The organism is Janthinobacterium sp. EB271-G4-3-2, from assembly GCF_020858035.1.
In the GTDB taxonomy this organism is placed as follows: Bacteria; Pseudomonadota; Gammaproteobacteria; order Burkholderiales; family Burkholderiaceae_D; genus Janthinobacterium; species Janthinobacterium aestuarii.
In genome coordinates this window covers 21,157-38,258 of sequence record NZ_JACYMG010000016.1, presented here as the reverse complement: position 1 = coordinate 38,258, position 17,102 = coordinate 21,157, and the positions used below count along the sequence as shown (strand labels likewise).

The window sequence follows — 17,102 nt, the reverse complement described above, 5'->3', positions numbered from 1 at the left end:
CGGCTATGGTGTAAACTTAAACTATGCAGATCTATTTCTTTTTCATCGCCGCCCTGTTGTATGCGGCGTGCGCGGTGCTTCCCTCGTCCCGTGCCCGGCTCATTGCCGGCCTGACCGGCGTCGCCTGGCTGGCGCACGCCGCCACCCTGTGGTTCGACCTGATGGCGCCGGGCACCTTGCGCTTCGGTTTTTCCGCCATGCTGTCGGCCGCGCTGTGGGTTTCCGTGGGCGCCTACTGGATAGAGAACCGCAATTTCAGCCTGGACGGATTGCGCCGCATGGTCATGCCCAGCGCCGTCCTCGCCATTGGCCTGGCCTGGGCCTTTCCCGGCAGCCAGGTCAGCATGGAAGGCAAGTCGGCCGTCTTCGGCTGGCATATTGCCGTGGCCGTGCTCGCCTACAGCACCTTGACGATTGCCGCTTTTCACGCCGTGCTGATGGCGTTGCAGGAATCGCGTTTGCATACGCGCAGCGAAAGCCGCGGCTTCATCGGCACGGCGCTGGACCAGCTGCCCGCCCTGCTGACGATGGAAAAGCTGCTGTTCCGCATGATCGGCCTGGGTTTTATTTTGCTCAGCCTGACCGTGCTGTCGGGCATCGTGTTTTCTGAGCAACTGTTTGGCAAGGCCCTCAACTGGGATCACAAATCCGTGTTTACCATGCTGTCGTGGCTCTTGTTTGCCGCCCTGCTGGCAGGCCGGCGCTTCCGCGGCTGGCGCGGCAAGACGGCGCTGAGTTTTACCCTGGCCGGTTTCGCCACCTTGCTGCTGGCCTATGTCGGCAGCCGTTTTGTACTGGAAGTGGTTTTACACCGAGGATTCGCATGACACGTGTTTTATTCTGGCTGGCGCTGGTGTTTCTGGTGCTGTTTGCTATCCGCAGCAAGATCCGGGGCATGCAGCAGCGCGCCCGCGCCCAGCAGCAGCCGAACCCGTATGCGGCGCCGGTGCGGCCGCAGGAATTGCCGGATGCCGAGCTGATGCTGTGCTGCGCCCATTGCGGCGTGTACTACCCGGCCTCGGAAAACGTGCAGGCCAAGGGCCACGATTACTGCAGCCACGCGCACGCCACCTTGTAAGGGCAGGCCGGCGCGCCGTTGCTCATCCGTATCGTAACGTCCTCCGGCCTCCGTCCGGCGTAGCATCTGCAGCAGGCGGTTCGTCGCCGCCATCGCGGAAAGGCGCGCTTCCATGTCCGGTCCCAGTCCCAGCCAGTATTCTGCCGCCGATATGCCGCCGGCGCCGCAACTGAGCGGCAACTCGCTGCCCATGCAGGCCGTGCGCGCGCAGATCGGCCGCATCGCCCGCTGCGGCGCGCCCGTGGCCATCCGCGGCGAATCGGGCACGGGCAAGGAACTGGCGGCGCGCGCCATCCATGCGCAGGGCGCGCGCGCCGGCTTCCCGTTTATCGCCGTCAACTGCGGCGCCATTCCCGAAGCGCTGATGGAGGCGGAATTCTTTGGCTGCCGCCCGGGCGCCTACACGGGCGCGCTGCACGAGCGCCAGGGCCTGTTCCAGGCGGCCCATGGCGGCAGTTTGCTGCTCGACGAAGTCGATGACCTGCCGCTGGCCATGCAGGTGAAGCTGCTGCGCGTGCTGCAGGAGCGCCGCGTGCGCAAGCTGGGCGGCAGTACCGACGAAGCCATCGACGTGCGCATCCTGTGCGCCAGCCAGCACGGCCTGGCGCGCGGCGTGGCCGCCGGCACGTTTCGCCAGGACCTGTTTTACCGCCTGAATGTGATCGAGCTGGCGCTGCCGCCGCTGCGCGAGCGGCGCGGCGATCTGCAGGTATTATGTGAGGTGATTCTCGCGCGCCTGTCGCCACGCCGGGCCGTGAGCCTGGCGCCGACCGTGCTGGCGGCACTGGCCGCGTATGCGTTCCCGGGCAATGTGCGCGAACTGGAAAACGTGCTGGAGCGGGCGCTGGCCTTTGCCGACGGCGGCGTGATCGCGCCCGACGGCCTGGCCTTGCCGTCCGCGCCGGGCAGCATGCCGTTGCGGGCGGCGCCGGCACTGCCGGACTTGCCGGCGCGGCAACTGTGCCTGCCCGGCATGGCGGCATGTGGCGTGGCTCCGGTCCTGCCGCTGGACGTGTATTTGCGCCAGGCCGAGCGCGACATGATCATGCTGGCGCTGGCGCAGGCGCGCTACCACCGCGCGCGGGCGGCGCGCCAGCTGGGTTTGAGCGTGCGCCAGTTGCGTTACCGCATGCAGAAATTGACGATACAGGAAGCCTTACTTGATGAGCGGATGGACGATAGATGAACACGGCTGGTGCGATGGCGCGCTGCGCTATGACTCGCCGCACCACGATGCGCGCCCGGACGGTACGCAAGTCGACTTGCTGGTGATCCATAACATCAGCTTGCCGGGCGGGCACTTTGGCGGACCGCATGTGTCGGACTTGTTTACGGGCCGGGTGGATTATAATGCCGATCCTTCTTTCTCCGACCTGCGTGGCTTGCAGGTGTCGGCGCACTTTTTTGTGCGGCGCGATGGTACGTTATTGCAATATGTTTCTACTGATCAACGTGCCTGGCATGCGGGCGCATCCATGTTCGAAGGGCGCCCGCAGTGCAACGGCTATTCCATCGGTATTGAAATGGAAGGTTCGGACTTTGTCCCCTTTCAGCAGCAGCAATACCGCGTGCTGGCGGCGCTGACGGCCGCGCTGGTGGCACGCTACGGCTTGTCCGAGGTGCGCGGCCATGAGCATATTGCGCCGGACAGGAAGACGGATCCGGGACCGTTTTTTGACTGGCATTTTTATCAAAAATGCTGGCTGGAAACCTTGCGCGGGCAGCCTGCGTTAGCGCTTACTTCGCGGGGATTGGGCTTTCCATCCACACCCTGAAAAGTCAACCGAAATCGTATATGAAAATACAAAAAATTACGCCGACGGATGCCGGAAAACTATTGCATCCCCCTCCGATGGGCACTACAATTAGTGCAGAAGTTGGATGTAAAGACTATATGTAGTGCCATCACAGACGTTTTCAGAATTATTGTCAAAGCTACCCGGATTGCTGATAAAGCACTGGAACTGGCGGTTTATCACCCTTGATCGTGTTTCGCGCCAGCCGGGCAGTGCGGTGTGGCGATATGGATTCTGACACGGTTGTATGCATTATGAATTTACTATTTAGCAACAAATACCTGAAGAAACCCTGACCATCGGGCGTTCTATTCAACAACACACGCGGCAGCAAAACTGCAGGCTGACTTTAGCTGACAACGGGAGCTTCAATGCAATCACCACAAGATATTTCCATCCATCCAACGCCAGTATCGCCAGCGCCAGGCGCGGCCAACAGCGTGGCGAGCACGGGCGCGGCATTGGGCGACTATCGCATCATCCGACGCAACGGCGCGGTGGTGGCATTTGAGCCTTCGAAGATCGCCATCGCCATGACCAAGGCGTTTTTGGCCGTTAACGGCGGCCAGGGCGCAGCCTCGGCACGCATCCGCGAACTGGTGGAGCAATTGACGGACGGCGTCGTCGCCGCGCTGGTGCGCCGCCATCCGGGCGGCGGCACCTTCCATATCGAAGACGTGCAAGATCAGGTGGAACTGTCGCTGATGCGTTCGGGCGAGCACGACGTGGCGCGTGCCTACGTGCTGTACCGCGCCAAGCACATGGAAGAGCGCCGCCTGCAGAAGGAAGCGCAAGGCGCTTCCGCGCAAGTTTCCGCACCACAATTGAACGTGACCGACAACGGCGTGCGCCGCCTGCTGGACATGCAGGAAGTGCGCGACCTGATCAACGCCGCCTGCGCCGGCCTGGAAAAGCACGTCGATGCCGACGCCATCCTGGCCGAGACCGTGAAGAACCTGTACGACGGCGTACCCGTCGAAGAACTGCACAAGTCGGCCATCCTGGCGGCGCGCGCGCTGATGGAAAAAGACCCGGCCTACAGTCAGGTCACGGCCCGCATCCTGCTGCACACGGTGCGCAAGGAAGTGTTCGGCAAGGAAGTGCCGCAAGCGGCCGCTGCCGCTGAATACCTGACGTATTTCCCGCAATATATCGCCAAGGGCATCGCCGCTGAGCTGCTGAACCCGGTACTCGCCAGTTTCGACCTGGAACGCCTGGCCAAAGCCATCGTCGCCGACCGCGACTTGCAGTTCGGCTACATCGGCCTGCAAACCCTGTACGACCGCTATTTCCTGCACATCCAGGACGTGCGCATCGAAATGCCGCAGGCGTTCTACATGCGCGTGGCCATGGGCCTGGCGCTGAACGAGGCGGACCGCGAAGCGCGCGCCATCGAGTTCTACAGCCTGCTGTCCTCGTTCGACTTCATGAGCTCGACCCCGACCCTGTTCAATTCGGGCACCCTGCGCTCGCAGCTGTCGTCGTGCTACCTGAGCACCGTCTCCGATGACCTGGAAGGCATCTACGACGCCATCAAGGACAACGCGCTGCTGGCCAAGTTCGCGGGCGGCCTGGGCAACGACTGGACGCCGGTGCGCGCCCTCGGCGCCCACATCAAGGGTACCAACGGCAAGTCGCAAGGCGTGGTGCCGTTCCTGAAAGTGGTCAACGACACGGCCGTGGCAGTCAACCAGGGCGGCAAGCGCAAGGGCGCCGTCTGCGCCTACCTGGAAACCTGGCACATGGATATCGAGGAATTCCTCGACCTGCGCAAGAACACGGGCGACGACCGCCGCCGCACGCACGACATGAACACGGCGAACTGGATTCCCGACATGTTCATGAAGCGCGTCATGGAAAAAGGCGATTGGACCCTGTTCTCGCCGTCGGACACGCCGGACCTGCACGACAAGGTCGGCAAGGCTTTTGAACAGGCTTACCTGGGCTACGAAGCCAAGGCCGCCGCCGGCGAAATCCGCGTCTTCAAGAAGATCGCGGCGCTGGACCTGTGGCGCAAGATGCTGTCGATGCTGTTTGAAACGGGCCACCCATGGATCACGTTCAAGGATCCTTGCAACATCCGCAGCCCGCAGTCGCACGTCGGCGTCGTCCACAGCTCGAACCTGTGCACGGAAATCACGCTGAACACGGGCCCTGACGAAATCGCCGTCTGCAACCTCGGTTCCGTCAACATGCCGGCGCACATGAAGGAAGGCAAGCTCGATCACGTCAAGCTGGCCAAGACCATCCGCACCGCCATGCGCATGCTCGACAACGTCATCGACATCAATTACTACGCCGTCGACAAGGCGCGCAATTCGAACATGCGCCACCGTCCCGTCGGCATGGGCGTGATGGGCTTCCAGGACTGCCTGCACATGATGCGCATCCCGTTCGCCTCGGACGCCGCCGTAGCGTTTGCCGACACCTCGATGGAAGCCGTCTGCTACTACGCCTACCTGGCGTCGACGGAACTGGCCGAAGAGCGCGGCCGCTATGAATCGTACGCCGGTTCGCTGTGGGACCGCGGCATCCTGCCGCAGGATTCGGTGAAACTGCTGGCCGAAGAGCGCGGCGGCTACCTGGAAGTCGATTCCTCGTCCGCCATGGACTGGACCCCGGTGCGCGAACGCATCGCCAAGTTCGGCATGCGCAACTCGAACTGCGTGGCGATCGCCCCGACGGCGACGATCTCGAACATCATCGGCGTATCGGCCTGTATCGAGCCGACGTTCCAGAACCTGTACGTGAAATCGAACCTGTCGGGCGAATTCACCGAGATCAACGGCTACCTGGTGCGCGACCTGAAGGCGCGCGACCTGTGGGATGAAGTCATGATCTCGGACCTGAAGTATTTCGACGGCTCGCTGGTGAAGATCGACCGCATCCCGCAAGACCTGCGCGATATCTACGCCACCGCCTTTGAAGTGTCGCCAAGCTGGCTGGTGGAAGCGGCTTCGCGTCGCCAGAAGTGGATCGACCAGGCCCAGTCGCTGAACATCTACATGGCTGGCGCATCGGGCAAGAAACTGGACGAGACCTACAAGCTGGCATGGCTGCGTGGCCTGAAAACCACCTACTACCTGCGTACCATCGCCGCTACCCACATGGAGAAATCGACCTCCAAGACGGGCGCCCTGAACGCCGTGGCAGTCGACGGCGGCATGTCGGCCAGCGCCCAAAGTGCACAGAGCAGCGCCCAGGCAGCGGCAGCGGACGACGCCGATGGCGAAGCCTGCTACCTGCGCCCAGGTGATGACGGTTTCGAAGAATGCGAAGCCTGCCAGTAAGATTTTAGTTGTCAGCCCAGAGCGTCTGGGCTGATTCAATGTTGTCAATGTCCGCATTGTCCGATTCAACGGGCCTGTTGCGGATCGCCGGCTCGCCGGCATGGAAAGGAAGAAGAATATGTCGTTGTCATGGGATGATGAAACCACGTCGGCAGCTGTGCCGCGTCCGGCGCAGCAAGCGCCGTTGGGTAATACCGAATTGAACCTGCCGGCAGGTGCCGAGCCGTCCGAAGCGAACGCCGAGCAAGTGGCGCGCCGCGTGAATGCGGACGACAAGCGCATCATCAACGGCAAGACGGACGTCAACCAGCTGGTGCCGTTCAAGTACAAATGGGCGTGGGACAAATACCTGGCCGGCTGCGCCAACCACTGGATGCCGCAGGAAGTGAACATGCAGCGCGATATCGAGCTGTGGAAGAATCCGAACGGCCTGACGGACGACGAGCGCCGCCTGGTCAAGCGCAACCTGGGCTTCTTCGTGACGGCCGACTCGCTGGCCGCCAACAACATCGTGCTGGGTACCTACCGCCACATCACGGCGCCCGAGTGCCGCCAGTACCTGCTGCGCCAGGCGTTCGAGGAAGCGATCCACACGCACGCTTACCAGTACATCGTCGAATCGCTGGGCCTGGACGAAGGCGAGATCTTCAACGCCTACAACGAAGTCAAGTCGATCCGCGACAAGGATGAATTCCTGATCCCGTTCATCAACACCCTGACCGACCCGGCATTCGTCACCGGCACGGTGGAAAACGATCAGAAGCTGCTCAAATCGCTGATCGTGTTTGCCTGCCTGATGGAAGGCCTGTTCTTCTACGTCGGCTTCACGCAGATCCTGGCGCTGGGCCGCCAGAACAAGATGATGGGCGCGGCGGAACAGTACCAGTACATCCTGCGCGACGAATCGATGCACTGCAACTTCGGCATCGACTTGATCAACACGATCAAGATGGAAAACCCGCAGCTGTGGACGGCCGAATTCCGCGAAGAGATCAAAGTATTGTTCATGCAGGCCGTGGAACTGGAATACGCGTACGCGGAAGACACCATGCCACGCGGCGTGCTGGGTCTGAATGCGCCGATGTTCAAGGGCTATTTGCGCTTCATCGCCAACCGCCGCGCGCAGCAGATCGGCATCGAGCCGCTGTTCGCCCAGGAAGAAAATCCATTCCCGTGGATGAGCGAAATGATCGACATGAAGAAGGAACGCAACTTCTTCGAGACGCGCGTGACCGAGTATCAAACCGGTGGTGCGCTGAACTGGGAGTAATCCTTTTTCAGGCTACGCCAACAAGCGCCGTCATCGTGACGGCGCTTTTTTTTTGCGTGCATGGCGGCGGAAAAATGCGCGCATCATCGGCCCATGCGACAGGGCTTGCGCCAGGATTTCCGGATGCCGCGCATGGCCGCATCGCGCAGTCGAAAAAGCATTTCCGGAGACGCCGGCGGCGGCATTTGCCGCGCGATTGTGCGATAGCACGCGTATCGTGCAAAAAAGGGGGCGAAAACGTGTCGTGCCGGTTGCGCATTGACAAGGTTTTCGTGTACTTTATGAGATTGCAAATGCGAGCGTTAGAATGCGGGGTTTTTTAACCAGCGCGGTAGCGAAAAAACCTCGCAAAACAGGGATACAGATTTACACGGATATGCACAAAACCACACCGTTTTCGTCTGCCGCCGTGCCCGAATTTTTTCAGGCATGGCGGTTTTTTATTTGACGCATCGGTGTTGTGGCGAGCGCGATGCGAGGAGCGAAAAAACGCACGGCATCGAAAACGAATGACCGAATTCAGACTTTGCCACCAGCTGCGAGATAAAGCAGGGTGGCACCGACGATGGCTGAAGTGCTGCAAACGTGAGGAGTTGCAGCAGTTCAGCTGGTGCCGAATTCATTAGCGCAAACGACCGTTTGCGCCGATGAATAATTCGCCTGGCCTATCCCTGTGGTGGGTCGGACGGGTTTAAATCTTGTAGCTTAAATTTCTCATCTCAGATGAAGGAGAGACAAATGGCAACAGCCGCTAAGAAATCAGAAGTAAAGAAACCAGCCGCCAAGGCTGCTCCTGCCGCGAAGAAGCCGGCAGCCGCAGCGAAACCAGCAGTGAAACCAGCCGCCAAAGCCGCAGCCAAGCCTGCAGCAAAAGTGGCTGCCAAGCCAGTGGCGAAAGCCGCAGCGAAACCAGCGGCCAAGGCAGCAGCCAAACCGGCAGCCAAGCCGGCCGCCAAGCCGGCAGCGAAAGCCGCAGCGAAACCGGCCGCCAAGGCAGCAGCCAAGCCTGTCGCGAAAAAAGCCGCAGCCAAACCGGCCGCCAAGCCAGCAGCAAAAGCCGCAGCAAAACCAGCGGCCAAGGCAGCAGCCAAGCCAGCAGTGAAAAAAGCCGCAGCGAAACCTGCAGCCAAGGCAGCAGCCAAGCCAGCAGCGAAAAAAATCGTCGCCAAGGCAGCAGCCAAGCCGGCCGCCAAAGCAGCAGCGAAGCCAGCTGCCAAGGCAGCAGCCAAGCCAGCCGCCAAGGTCGCAGCGAAGCCAGCAGTGAAAAAAGCCGCAGCAAAACCTGCGGCCAAGGCAGCAGCGAAGCCGGCCGCCAAAGCGGCAGCCAAGCCAGCAGCGAAAAAAGTCGTCGCCAAGGCAGCAGCAAAACCGGCCGCCAAAGCGGCAGCCAAGCCAGCAGCAAAAGCAGCAGCCAAGCCAGCAACCAAGGCTGCCGCCAAGCCAGCGGCCAAGGTAGCGGCGAAGCCAGCAGCCAAGGTAGCAACCAAGGCTGCCGCCAAGCCGGCAGCCAAGGTGGCAGCGAAACCGGCAGCAAAAGCTGCCGCCAAGCCAGCAGCCAAGGTAGCGACGAAGCCGGCCGCCAAAGCAGCAGCGAAACCTGCTGCCAAGGTCGCAGCAAAACCGGCAGCCAAGCCAGCAGCAAAAGCTGCAGCGAAGCCAGCCGCCAAGCCTGCAGCAAAGCCAGCCGCCAAGGTCGCAGCAAAGCCGGCAGCGAAAGCAGCAGCGAAACCTGCCGCCAAGCCAGCCGCAGCGCCAGTCGTGGCAGCCGCACCAGCAGCAGCGCCGGCAGCAGCTCCAGCGGCACCAGCCGCCGTGGCCGCCAAGCCAGCCGCCAAGAAGGCCGCGCCTAAAAAGGCCGCACCGAAGAAGGCAGCTCCTGTCGCCAAGCCATCGGCACCTATCGCACCTGTAGCAAAAACCGTGTTGGCACCGGCTGCAGCCTGGCCATTCCCAACCAGCACCCGCCCATCGTAATTTCAACGATACTGGTGCCTGGATGAGGCAACACGCCGCTGTGTGACTCAATCACACAGCGGTTTTTTTTTTGGAGAATTAGTCGTGCTGATCGTTATCCTTACATTGATCGTTGATACCATCGCTACCTTGCTGGGCGGCGTGTTGCTGCTGCGCTTCTGGATGCAGGCGGTGCGCGTGCGGCCCCCCTCGTCGGTGGCGCAATTCACGTTTCAATTGTCCGACTGGCTGGTGCGCCCTCTGCGCCGCGTGGTGCCGGGCGTGGGCGGGTATGACTGGGCCAGTCTGATCGGCGCCTTCCTGATCGTGCTGCTGGCCAGCTCGGTGCTGTTTATTTCCGGCTATCCCGTCGAAGTGGTGCTGCTCAAGGCGCTGCAACGCTTCCTGCAATGGATACTCTACGGTTTCATGGCCTTGCTGATCATCGAAGCCATCTTCAGCTGGGTCAACCCGCATGCGCCGCTGGCGCCGTTCGTACGGGCCTTGAACGAGCCGCTGCTGCGCCCGATTCGCAAGGTCGTGCCGCTGGTCGGCAGCCTGGATCTGTCGTTGCTGGTCGCGCTGATCCTGTTGCAGATCGCGCAAGTGCTGGTGGGGATGATTATTGTGGTGCGATGATGGTGGAGTAGGTCGGGTTAGCGCAGCGTAACCCGACATCAGCACTTGCCATGCCAATGATGTTGTCGGATACGCGCGGCCTCGCCGCGCACATCCGAGCTACATATTAATAGCGGTAACCGAACGCCGCTTCAAACTGGTCGGCGATGCTCTCTGGCGTAAATACGTGGTTTTGCGCGCCCTGGGTGGCGATCTTGATGGCGCCCAGCAGGCTGGCCAGGCGGCCGCTGGTTTCCCAGCCCAGGTCGTTGGTGATGCCGAACAGCAAGCCGGCACGGTAGGCGTCGCCGCAGCCGGTCGGGTCCAGCACTTCCTTGGCTGCCACGACAGGAATGTCGATGCGCTTGCCATCCGTATAGATTTCCGACCCCTTTTCGCCACGCGTGACGATCAGCGCTTCCAGGCGGCCGGCGATGTCCGGCAGGGTCAAGCCCGTGCGTTCCATCAACATTTCCATTTCATAATCGTTGGCCGACACATACGTGGCTTTGTTGATGAAGTCGATCAACTGTTCGCCATTGAAACGTGGCAACTGCTGGCCCGGGTCGAACATGAAGGGGATGCCCAGCTCGGCCAGGTCGGCGGCGTGCTTGAGCATGCCCTGGTCGCCGTCCGGCGAAATGATGGCGACCTTGGCGGGGCCAGCATTGGCGATCGGGTTTTCATGCGCAAACGACATGGCGCCCGGGTGGAAGGCATTGATCTGGTTATTGTCCGCGTCGGCCGTGACGAAGCACTGCGCGTTGTAGCTGTCGGCCTTGATCAGGATGTTGGCGGTGGAAATGCCCAGCTTTTGCAGGCGCTCCAGGTAGGCGGCGCTGTCTTGCCCCATGACGCCGACGATGCGCGGGTCGCCGCCCAGCATTTTCAGGCTGTAGGCGATGTTGCCCGAGCAGCCGCCGAACTCCGTGCGCATGGTGGGCACGAGGAAGGACACGTTCACCTTGTGCAACTGGTCGGCCAGCAGCGATTCGCCGAAGCGACCGGGGAATTGCATGATGGTGTCGGTGGCAAGCGAGCCGCAGATCAGCGATGTTTTGGTCATGATAGTGTCTGTTAAGGGTAAAAGATGGCGATATGGTAGCCAGACGCCGTGAGCTGGTCTAATGCAAAATACAGTTTGATGGTTTGTTCCGAGCGCGGCGCAAAGCCCTTGCTCACGTCGATATGGGCCGGCAGATAGTCGCGCGGCGCGATCACGCGGCGCAAGACGGGCTTGTCATTGGCGTCGTTGAGGATCAGTTCGATGCTGGGCCAGGCTTGCACGCTGCGGCTCTGGTTGCGCAGCAGCGAGACATAGGAAAAGGTTTGGTCCTTGATGGTTTGCAATTCGCCTTGCTCGATGGCCAGCGCCTCGATCTGCGCCGGCAAGTCGACCTGGCAGCCGCTGAGCTTGCACAGCGCCACCAGGGCCGGCTTCCACTGCGGGAATTGCGCCGCCAGCGGGTTGCGGAAGGTGGTCATTACTTGCAGGAATAATAGCAGCAGCAGTACTGCCGAGCCGGCGGCCATGGCCATGCGCAAGGCCTTGCCGCTCTGTTCGCGGCGCCGTCCCAAGGTCACAAAGGCCGGCTCGTCGTCGGCTGGCGGCAGGACAGGTTCTTCCTGCTCTTCGGCTGGTTCCGGCGCGACGGGTGCGGCGGGCAGCGCTTCGAACGAGTGGTCGGCCAGCGTCGGTTCACGGCGCGCGGGCGCGGGCTTGTCCAGGCTGACTTTTTCGGTCGCGGGCAGCGCCGGTGCGGCGCCAGTTTCCAGATTCGGTTCGCGGCGGCTGTCGCGCAGATACGTGGCGAAGGCGGGCACGTCATCGACCTGGCGGCGCTTGAAGGGCGCCATCGGCTGGGGCAGCGGTGCTTCGGGCAGCTTTGCCGGGGTTTCTTCAGGTTCAGGTCTATCGAGCGGTATGTCGAGCGGTGCGGCGGCCGGTACCTCTTCGGGCAGGGCCACGTCGAGGTCCAGCTCGATGTGCTCGCCATCGTCTTCATCGTCCTTGAGCTGCGCCGTTTCCGGCAAGATGCCGAACGGGTCGAACGAGGTGTCGAAGTCGAGGGAATAGATGGGTTCGTCGTCCGTGGCGGACGGCAGGCTGTTGTCGGCCGGATAACTGGCCGGCAGCGGGGCGGCAGTGCCGGGGGCCGATGTTAAAAACGGCGATGCCGCGGCTGGATCGACCAGCGCGGCATTGCCGTCAAACACTTCCCTGCACGTGCCACAGCGCACGATGCCCCCACGTAACTTCAATTGGTCAGCAGCGACCCGAAATATCGTGTTGCAATGGGGGCATTTGGTGGCGAGGGCCATTGCTGTGCTTATGCACCTTCCGCGCGGGGCGCAGGCGCTTGCGTGCTGCCCAGGCGGCCATGCAGCGCCACCCAGCCGTCTTGCTCGGCCCACACACCCAGTTGGATGAACGGTGCGTAGGCAGCGGCCACTTCATCCGCCTGGCGTGCCAGCACGCCGGACAGGATCAGCGCGCCGCCCTCGGCGACACGGCCCGACAGCATCGGCGCCATCAGCTTCAATGGACTCGACAGGATGTTGGCGACGACGATGTCAAACTTGGCCGTGGCATGTGCCGAGGTGGCAAACGTGTCTGGCAAGAAATATTCGATCTCGCACTGGTTGCGTTCGGCATTGTCGCGCGCCGATTCGATCGCCTGCGGGTCGATGTCGACGCCGGCCACCGTTTGCGCGCCCAGCTTCTTGGCCACCATGGCCAGGATGCCGGAACCGCAACCGTAGTCGAGCACGGTCTTGCCTGGAGCGGGGTTCGCTTCCAGCCACTCCATGCACAGACGCGTGGTCGGATGGCTGCCCGTGCCGAAGGCCAGGCCCGGGTCCAGTTCCAGGATCAGGCCGTCTGGGTCCGGCGCCTCGTGCCAGCTGGGTACGACCCAGATATTCTTGCCGATGTGAATCGGCGCGAATTGCGATTGGGTCAGGCGTACCCAGTCCTGCTCTTCCACGGGACGCATGGTAAAGGCGGGCACTTCCGTCATGCCGACAGCCTGGGCTGCGGCGGCCACGATGGCGGCCTGGTCGGCGTCGACGTCGGTCAGCGCCACCACGCGGCTGCGTTCCCACGCCGCTTCCTTCGGTTCCATGCCGGGCTCGCCAAACAGGGGCTGCTCGGCATCCGTGCCTTCATCGGCGTCTTCCACCGACACCGACAGGGCGCCCGCTTCCATCAGCGCGTCGGACATGGCCTCGGCGTTGTCACGGGCGATTTCGATGACGATTTCCGTCCAGCTCATGCGCCCGCCTTGATTTCGGACTTCTTGGCGATGCTGGGGCTGCCGCCATTCAGGTTCTTGCCCAGGTCCGGCATGTCGGCCAGTTTCTGTTCCAGATAGTGAATGTTGGTGCCGCCTTCGATGAAGCGCGCGTCGATCATCAGTTCGCGGTGCAGGGCGATATTCGTGTTGATGCCTTCGACCACCATTTCGGACAGGGCGATCTGCATGCGGCGGATCGCTTGCTCGCGCGTGGCGCCGTAAGCGATCACTTTGCCGATCATCGAGTCGTAGTGCGGCGGCACGTAGTAGCCGGCGTAGGCGTGCGAATCGACGCGGATGCCAGGGCCGCCCGGTGCATGCCAGGACACGATCTTGCCTGGCGATGGCGTGAACTTGAAGGGATCTTCGGCGTTGATGCGGCACTCGATGGCGTGGCCAGACAGCAAGACGTCGCGCTGGCGGAAACGCAGTTTTTCGCCGGCGGCGATGCGGATCTGCTCTTGCACGATATCGATGCCGGTGATCATCTCGGTGACCGGATGTTCCACTTGCACGCGGGTATTCATTTCAATGAAATAGAACTCGCCGTTTTCGTACAGGAATTCAAACGTGCCGGCGCCGCGGTAGCCGATCTTGCGGCAAGCTTCGGCGCAACGGTCGCCAATTTTCTCGATCAGCTTGCGCGGGATGCCCGGCGCCGGCGCTTCTTCGATCACTTTCTGGTGGCGGCGCTGCATGGAGCAGTCGCGCTCGCCCAGCCAGACGGCGTTCTTGTGTTCGTCGGCGAGGATCTGGATTTCCACGTGGCGCGGATTTTCCAGGTACTTCTCCATATACACTTCAGGGTTGCCGAAAGCCGTGCCGGCTTCCGTCTTGGTCATCGCCACGGCGTTGATCAGGGCAGCTTCCGTGTGCACGACGCGCATGCCGCGACCGCCACCGCCGCCGGCGGCCTTGATGATGACCGGGTAGCCGATCTTGCGGGCAATTTGCACGATCGCTTTCGGATCGTCGGGCAACGCGCCTTCCGAGCCGGGGACGCACGGTACGCCAGCCTTGATCATGGTTTGCTTGGCCGATACTTTATCGCCCATCAAACGGATCGATTCGGAGCGGGGGCCGATGAAGACGAAGCCCGATTTCTCGACGCGTTCGGCGAAGTCGGCATTTTCCGACAGGAAGCCATAGCCAGGGTGAATCGCTTGCGCATCCGTCACTTCAGCGGCGCTGATGATGGCGGGCATGTTCAGGTAGCTCAGGGACGATTGTGCCGGGCCGATACAAACGGATTCGTCGGCCAGCTTGACGTATTTCGCGTCCTTGTCGGCTTCGGAGTGGACTACAACCGTTTTAATGCCCATTTCGCGGCAGGCGCGCTGAATACGGAGGGCAATTTCACCACGGTTGGCAATCAGGATTTTTTCAAACATGGTAGGTTCGCGTATGTCTGTGAGAGCCGGCGAGCCGGCGAAACAACAAGTGTGAGGGGCTAAAACTGCAAACGGCCGTTGCCGGCCGTGTGGACTGGGTTTTAGCCGATCACAAACAAGGGTTGACCGAATTCGACCGGCTGGCCGTTTTCGACCAGGATCTGGGTCACGACACCGGCTTTGTCGGAGTCGATTTCATTGAGCAGCTTCATCGCTTCGATGATGCACAGGGTATCACCTTCCTTGACGGTCGAGCCCACTTCAACATAGGCGGCGCTGCCAGGAGCGGACGAGCGGTAGAAGGTACCGACCATCGGCGACTTGACCACATAGCCCGTTGGCTCGGCGGCGACCACGACGGCAGGTGCCGCAGCGGGCGCGGCGGCTGGCGCGGCTGGCTGGTATTGGGCTTGCATGCCTTGCGGCTGCATCATGACCATCTGGTTTTGCGGCATGGCCGACGATTTGACGATGCGAACCTTGCTTTCGCCTTCGGTAACTTCCAGCTCTGCGATATCCGATTCGGCGACCAGGTCGATCAAGGTCTTGAGTTTTCGTAGATCCATGTAAAACCCCTAGGAATGTAGTTTGTTTTATGAGTGATGCGGTGATGTCCAAGAGCCTATCGCCGCGCTAAATGCGTGCAGATCGCGTAGATTAACGTTTTTTAAGCGCAAAGTCGATGGCAAACCGATATCCATCGATACCCAGCCCGCAGATCGTCCCCTGCGCGATCGCGCTGAGAAATGAGTGATGTCGAAACGTCTCGCGTTGATAAATATTCGAGATATGGACTTCCACGAACGGGATGGCGACCCCGGCCAGCGCATCGCGCAAGGCAACGCTGGTATGGGTCAGGCCGCCCGGATTGATGACGATGGCATCGATCCCTTCCGCTCGCGCGGCATGGATGCGGTCGATCAGCGCGCCTTCGTGGTTGCTTTGAAAGCAGACCAGGTCGGCACCGGCCGCCATGGCTTGCGCCATTGCTGCCTGTTCGATATCGGCCAAGGTGCTGGCGCCGTAGACCTCAGGCTCGCGCGTTCCCAGCAAATTCAGGTTGGGACCGTTGAGCAGAAGGAGGTTTTTTGCCATGTATGGAAGACCGTTTTAGCGAAAGTTCCGCATTTTGCCGCCAAAGATACGCATTGGCAAGAGAAAAAAGCACGCTCCGAATTTACAATTTATCCAGATCGGCGCGCAACTGATCAAATTTCAAGCGGCCCAGATAGGTCTTTTTGACTTCGCCATCGGCGCCGATCAGCACCGTAAAGGGCAAACCGCCCGTGGCATTGCCAAAATGGCGCGACAGGTCGGTGCCGCTCATGCCGGAGACATACACGGGATAGGCGATCTTGACCTTGCTGGCAAAGGTGGCAATATTGCTGGCTGAATCGATGCCGATGCCGATCACCTGCAGATTTTTCGCCGCATAGTGGCCTTGCACTTCGGATAACTCCGGCATTTCTTCCACGCATGGCGGGCACCACGGCGCCCAGAAATTGACCAGCAAGTTCTTGCCTTTCCATTGCGACAACGCTTGCGTGGCGCCAGCCGCGTCGGGCAGGGACAGCGCATACAACTCGTTGACGGGACCTGTCGCGCCAGGCGCGATGGTGCTCGTCAGCGGCCCCGCTTCTTTGGCTTTTTCCTTGCTCAAACCGACGTAAGCGCCCATGCCGCCAAACATCAGCGCCACGATGGCGCAGGCGATCCAATTCTTTTTTGTCATAACTTTATCTATATCAATGTTAGTCGGCAGCCGGTGCGCCATCGGCGAGGCTGGCGGCCAGCAGGCTGCGCAGCCCGGCGATATCGGTGCGCAGCACCTTGCCGCCCGCCTTGGCTTTCAGCGCGCCGCGCATATCGTCGAGCTCATACATGGCTGCGTGCACGCCTTCGTTTTTCCACAAGAAACTGGCTGTCTCGACCGCATCATAACGCGCTCCCTTGAAATGCGGGCTTTCCGACATATCGAGCACGACATTTTTATTCAGCAGGAAGATGTGGATTTCCTTGGCGCTCTCGGCAAACAGCTGCAAATAGATCTCGTCGTGCGGGCCGGCCGTGCCGTTGAGCACGGGGCCGCTGAGCAGGGGATGAAATTGTTGCAACACTTCCATCACCTGCAGCGCGATCGTGCGCAGCTGGAACAGCCGCGCCGGCTGGCTGTCGGCCAGGAACAGGGCATTGTATTGCCGCACCTGTTCCTCGATCATGTCGTTGTCAGGCAGGATATTGGGCCGGTTCGGCGCGTCGCCGAGGACTTGCCGCGCCGCCTTGCGCTTGGCGCTGCCATAGTCGGCGCCGTCCTGCGCCACGAGGCGCGCGGCAGCGGCGGCGATTTCCAGGCGCAACTGCGCGCTATCGTCAAATGCATCGTTCGTCATGAGCAAGATGATACTCCGAA

The 17,102-nt window shown here is 61.4% G+C and carries 16 protein-coding genes; 7 read left to right on the top strand and 9 right to left on the bottom strand.

Features of this window, described 5'->3' with window-relative positions; all coding sequences use genetic code 11:
* The first annotated feature begins 23 nt into the window (after window positions 1-23).
* The 6 genes from IGS55_RS25490 (at window position 24) to IGS55_RS25465 (ending at window position 7,434) form a co-directional block, all read left to right on the top strand.
* Window positions 24-827, top strand: coding sequence for a cytochrome C assembly family protein (locus IGS55_RS25490; protein ID WP_230518870.1), 804 nt, complete (start codon window positions 24-26; stop codon window positions 825-827).
* On the top strand, window positions 824-1,078 hold the full coding sequence (locus IGS55_RS25485; RefSeq protein WP_230518871.1) for a PP0621 family protein: 255 nt from the start codon (window positions 824-826) through the stop codon (window positions 1,076-1,078). The genes IGS55_RS25490 and IGS55_RS25485 overlap by 4 nt, the downstream gene beginning before the upstream one ends.
* Window positions 1,079-1,190: 112 nt before the next feature.
* Window positions 1,191-2,264 carry a sigma-54 dependent transcriptional regulator gene (locus IGS55_RS25480; protein WP_329958162.1) on the top strand — a complete coding sequence of 358 codons (1,074 nt, stop codon included), beginning with the start codon at window positions 1,191-1,193 and terminating at the stop codon, window positions 2,262-2,264.
* Window positions 2,242-2,853, top strand: a complete 612-nt coding sequence (gene ampD / locus IGS55_RS25475; RefSeq protein WP_230518872.1) for a 1,6-anhydro-N-acetylmuramyl-L-alanine amidase AmpD — start codon at window positions 2,242-2,244, stop codon at window positions 2,851-2,853. Before IGS55_RS25480 ends, ampD begins: the two co-directional genes overlap by 23 nt.
* A 392-nt stretch (window positions 2,854-3,245) precedes the next feature.
* Window positions 3,246-6,164 (top strand): ribonucleoside-diphosphate reductase subunit alpha, encoded by a 2,919-nt coding sequence (locus IGS55_RS25470; protein WP_230518873.1) that lies wholly within the window; start codon window positions 3,246-3,248, stop codon window positions 6,162-6,164.
* Window positions 6,165-6,282: 118 nt separating this feature from the next.
* Window positions 6,283-7,434: a ribonucleotide-diphosphate reductase subunit beta gene (locus tag IGS55_RS25465; RefSeq protein ID WP_034746600.1), complete on the top strand. Its 1,152-nt coding sequence runs from the start codon at window positions 6,283-6,285 to the stop codon at window positions 7,432-7,434.
* A 751-nt stretch (window positions 7,435-8,185) separates the two neighbouring features.
* Here IGS55_RS25465 and IGS55_RS25460 read toward each other — a convergent pair.
* Window positions 8,186-9,238, bottom strand: coding sequence for a hypothetical protein (locus IGS55_RS25460; protein ID WP_230518874.1), 1,053 nt, complete (start codon window positions 9,236-9,238; stop codon window positions 8,186-8,188).
* A gap of 254 nt (window positions 9,239-9,492) precedes the next feature.
* Here IGS55_RS25460 and IGS55_RS25455 point away from each other — a divergent pair, with 254 nt between their 5' ends.
* On the top strand, window positions 9,493-10,026 hold the full coding sequence (locus IGS55_RS25455; protein ID WP_230518875.1) for a YggT family protein: 534 nt from the start codon (window positions 9,493-9,495) through the stop codon (window positions 10,024-10,026).
* 106 nt (window positions 10,027-10,132) lie between these two features.
* Here IGS55_RS25455 and IGS55_RS25450 read toward each other — a convergent pair whose 3' ends face one another.
* The 8 genes from IGS55_RS25450 to IGS55_RS25415 all read right to left on the bottom strand — a co-directional run bounded on the left by IGS55_RS25450 (window position 10,133) and on the right by IGS55_RS25415 (window position 17,082).
* Window positions 10,133-11,071: a carbohydrate kinase family protein gene (locus IGS55_RS25450; protein ID WP_230518876.1), complete on the bottom strand. Its 939-nt coding sequence runs from the start codon at window positions 11,069-11,071 to the stop codon at window positions 10,133-10,135.
* Window positions 11,072-11,082: 11 nt separating this feature from the next.
* Window positions 11,083-12,327: a DUF3426 domain-containing protein gene (locus IGS55_RS25445; protein ID WP_230518877.1), complete on the bottom strand. Its 1,245-nt coding sequence runs from the start codon at window positions 12,325-12,327 to the stop codon at window positions 11,083-11,085.
* An 8-nt stretch (window positions 12,328-12,335) separates the two neighbouring features.
* The gene (gene prmA, locus IGS55_RS25440; protein WP_230518878.1) at window positions 12,336-13,280 is read right to left on the bottom strand and encodes a 50S ribosomal protein L11 methyltransferase; all 945 of its coding nucleotides are present in this window, start codon (window positions 13,278-13,280) and stop codon (window positions 12,336-12,338) included.
* The gene (accC, locus tag IGS55_RS25435; protein ID WP_034746622.1) at window positions 13,277-14,692 is read right to left on the bottom strand and encodes an acetyl-CoA carboxylase biotin carboxylase subunit; all 1,416 of its coding nucleotides are present in this window, start codon (window positions 14,690-14,692) and stop codon (window positions 13,277-13,279) included. Before accC ends, prmA begins: the two co-directional genes overlap by 4 nt.
* Window positions 14,693-14,793: 101 nt before the next feature.
* Window positions 14,794-15,258 (bottom strand): acetyl-CoA carboxylase biotin carboxyl carrier protein, encoded by a 465-nt coding sequence (accB, locus tag IGS55_RS25430; RefSeq protein ID WP_070222155.1) that lies wholly within the window; start codon window positions 15,256-15,258, stop codon window positions 14,794-14,796.
* Window positions 15,259-15,349: 91 nt separating this feature from the next.
* Window positions 15,350-15,787 (bottom strand): type II 3-dehydroquinate dehydratase, encoded by a 438-nt coding sequence (gene aroQ / locus IGS55_RS25425; protein WP_034746628.1) that lies wholly within the window; start codon window positions 15,785-15,787, stop codon window positions 15,350-15,352.
* Between the two features lie 82 nt (window positions 15,788-15,869).
* Complete coding sequence (locus IGS55_RS25420; RefSeq protein ID WP_230518879.1) at window positions 15,870-16,424, bottom strand: TlpA family protein disulfide reductase; 555 nt, start codon at window positions 16,422-16,424, stop codon at window positions 15,870-15,872.
* A 19-nt stretch (window positions 16,425-16,443) separates the two neighbouring features.
* A complete protein-coding gene (locus IGS55_RS25415; RefSeq protein WP_230518880.1) occupies window positions 16,444-17,082 on the bottom strand; it encodes a hypothetical protein in 639 nt (212 codons plus the stop codon).
* Between the last annotated feature and the right edge of the window lie 20 nt (window positions 17,083-17,102).

Bases quoted from the DNA above. Each gene is read 5' to 3' on its own strand.
- IGS55_RS25490 (WP_230518870.1), top strand. From the start codon at position 24: ATGCAGATCTATTTCTTTTTCATCGCCGCCCTGTTGTATGCGGCGTGC.
- IGS55_RS25485 (WP_230518871.1), top strand. From the start codon at position 824: ATGACACGTGTTTTATTCTGGCTGGCGCTGGTGTTTCTGGTGCTGTTT.
- IGS55_RS25480 (WP_329958162.1), top strand. From the start codon at position 1,191: ATGTCCGGTCCCAGTCCCAGCCAGTATTCTGCCGCCGATATGCCGCCG.
- ampD (WP_230518872.1), top strand. From the start codon at position 2,242: ATGAGCGGATGGACGATAGATGAACACGGCTGGTGCGATGGCGCGCTG.
- IGS55_RS25470 (WP_230518873.1), top strand. From the start codon at position 3,246: ATGCAATCACCACAAGATATTTCCATCCATCCAACGCCAGTATCGCCA.
- IGS55_RS25465 (WP_034746600.1), top strand. From the start codon at position 6,283: ATGTCGTTGTCATGGGATGATGAAACCACGTCGGCAGCTGTGCCGCGT.
- IGS55_RS25450 (WP_230518876.1), bottom strand. From the start codon at position 11,071: ATGACCAAAACATCGCTGATCTGCGGCTCGCTTGCCACCGACACCATC.
- IGS55_RS25445 (WP_230518877.1), bottom strand. From the start codon at position 12,327: ATGGCCCTCGCCACCAAATGCCCCCATTGCAACACGATATTTCGGGTC.
- prmA (WP_230518878.1), bottom strand. From the start codon at position 13,280: ATGAGCTGGACGGAAATCGTCATCGAAATCGCCCGTGACAACGCCGAG.
- accC (WP_034746622.1), bottom strand. From the start codon at position 14,692: ATGTTTGAAAAAATCCTGATTGCCAACCGTGGTGAAATTGCCCTCCGT.
- accB (WP_070222155.1), bottom strand. From the start codon at position 15,258: ATGGATCTACGAAAACTCAAGACCTTGATCGACCTGGTCGCCGAATCG.
- aroQ (WP_034746628.1), bottom strand. From the start codon at position 15,787: ATGGCAAAAAACCTCCTTCTGCTCAACGGTCCCAACCTGAATTTGCTG.
- IGS55_RS25420 (WP_230518879.1), bottom strand. From the start codon at position 16,424: ATGACAAAAAAGAATTGGATCGCCTGCGCCATCGTGGCGCTGATGTTT.
- IGS55_RS25415 (WP_230518880.1), bottom strand. From the start codon at position 17,082: ATGACGAACGATGCATTTGACGATAGCGCGCAGTTGCGCCTGGAAATC.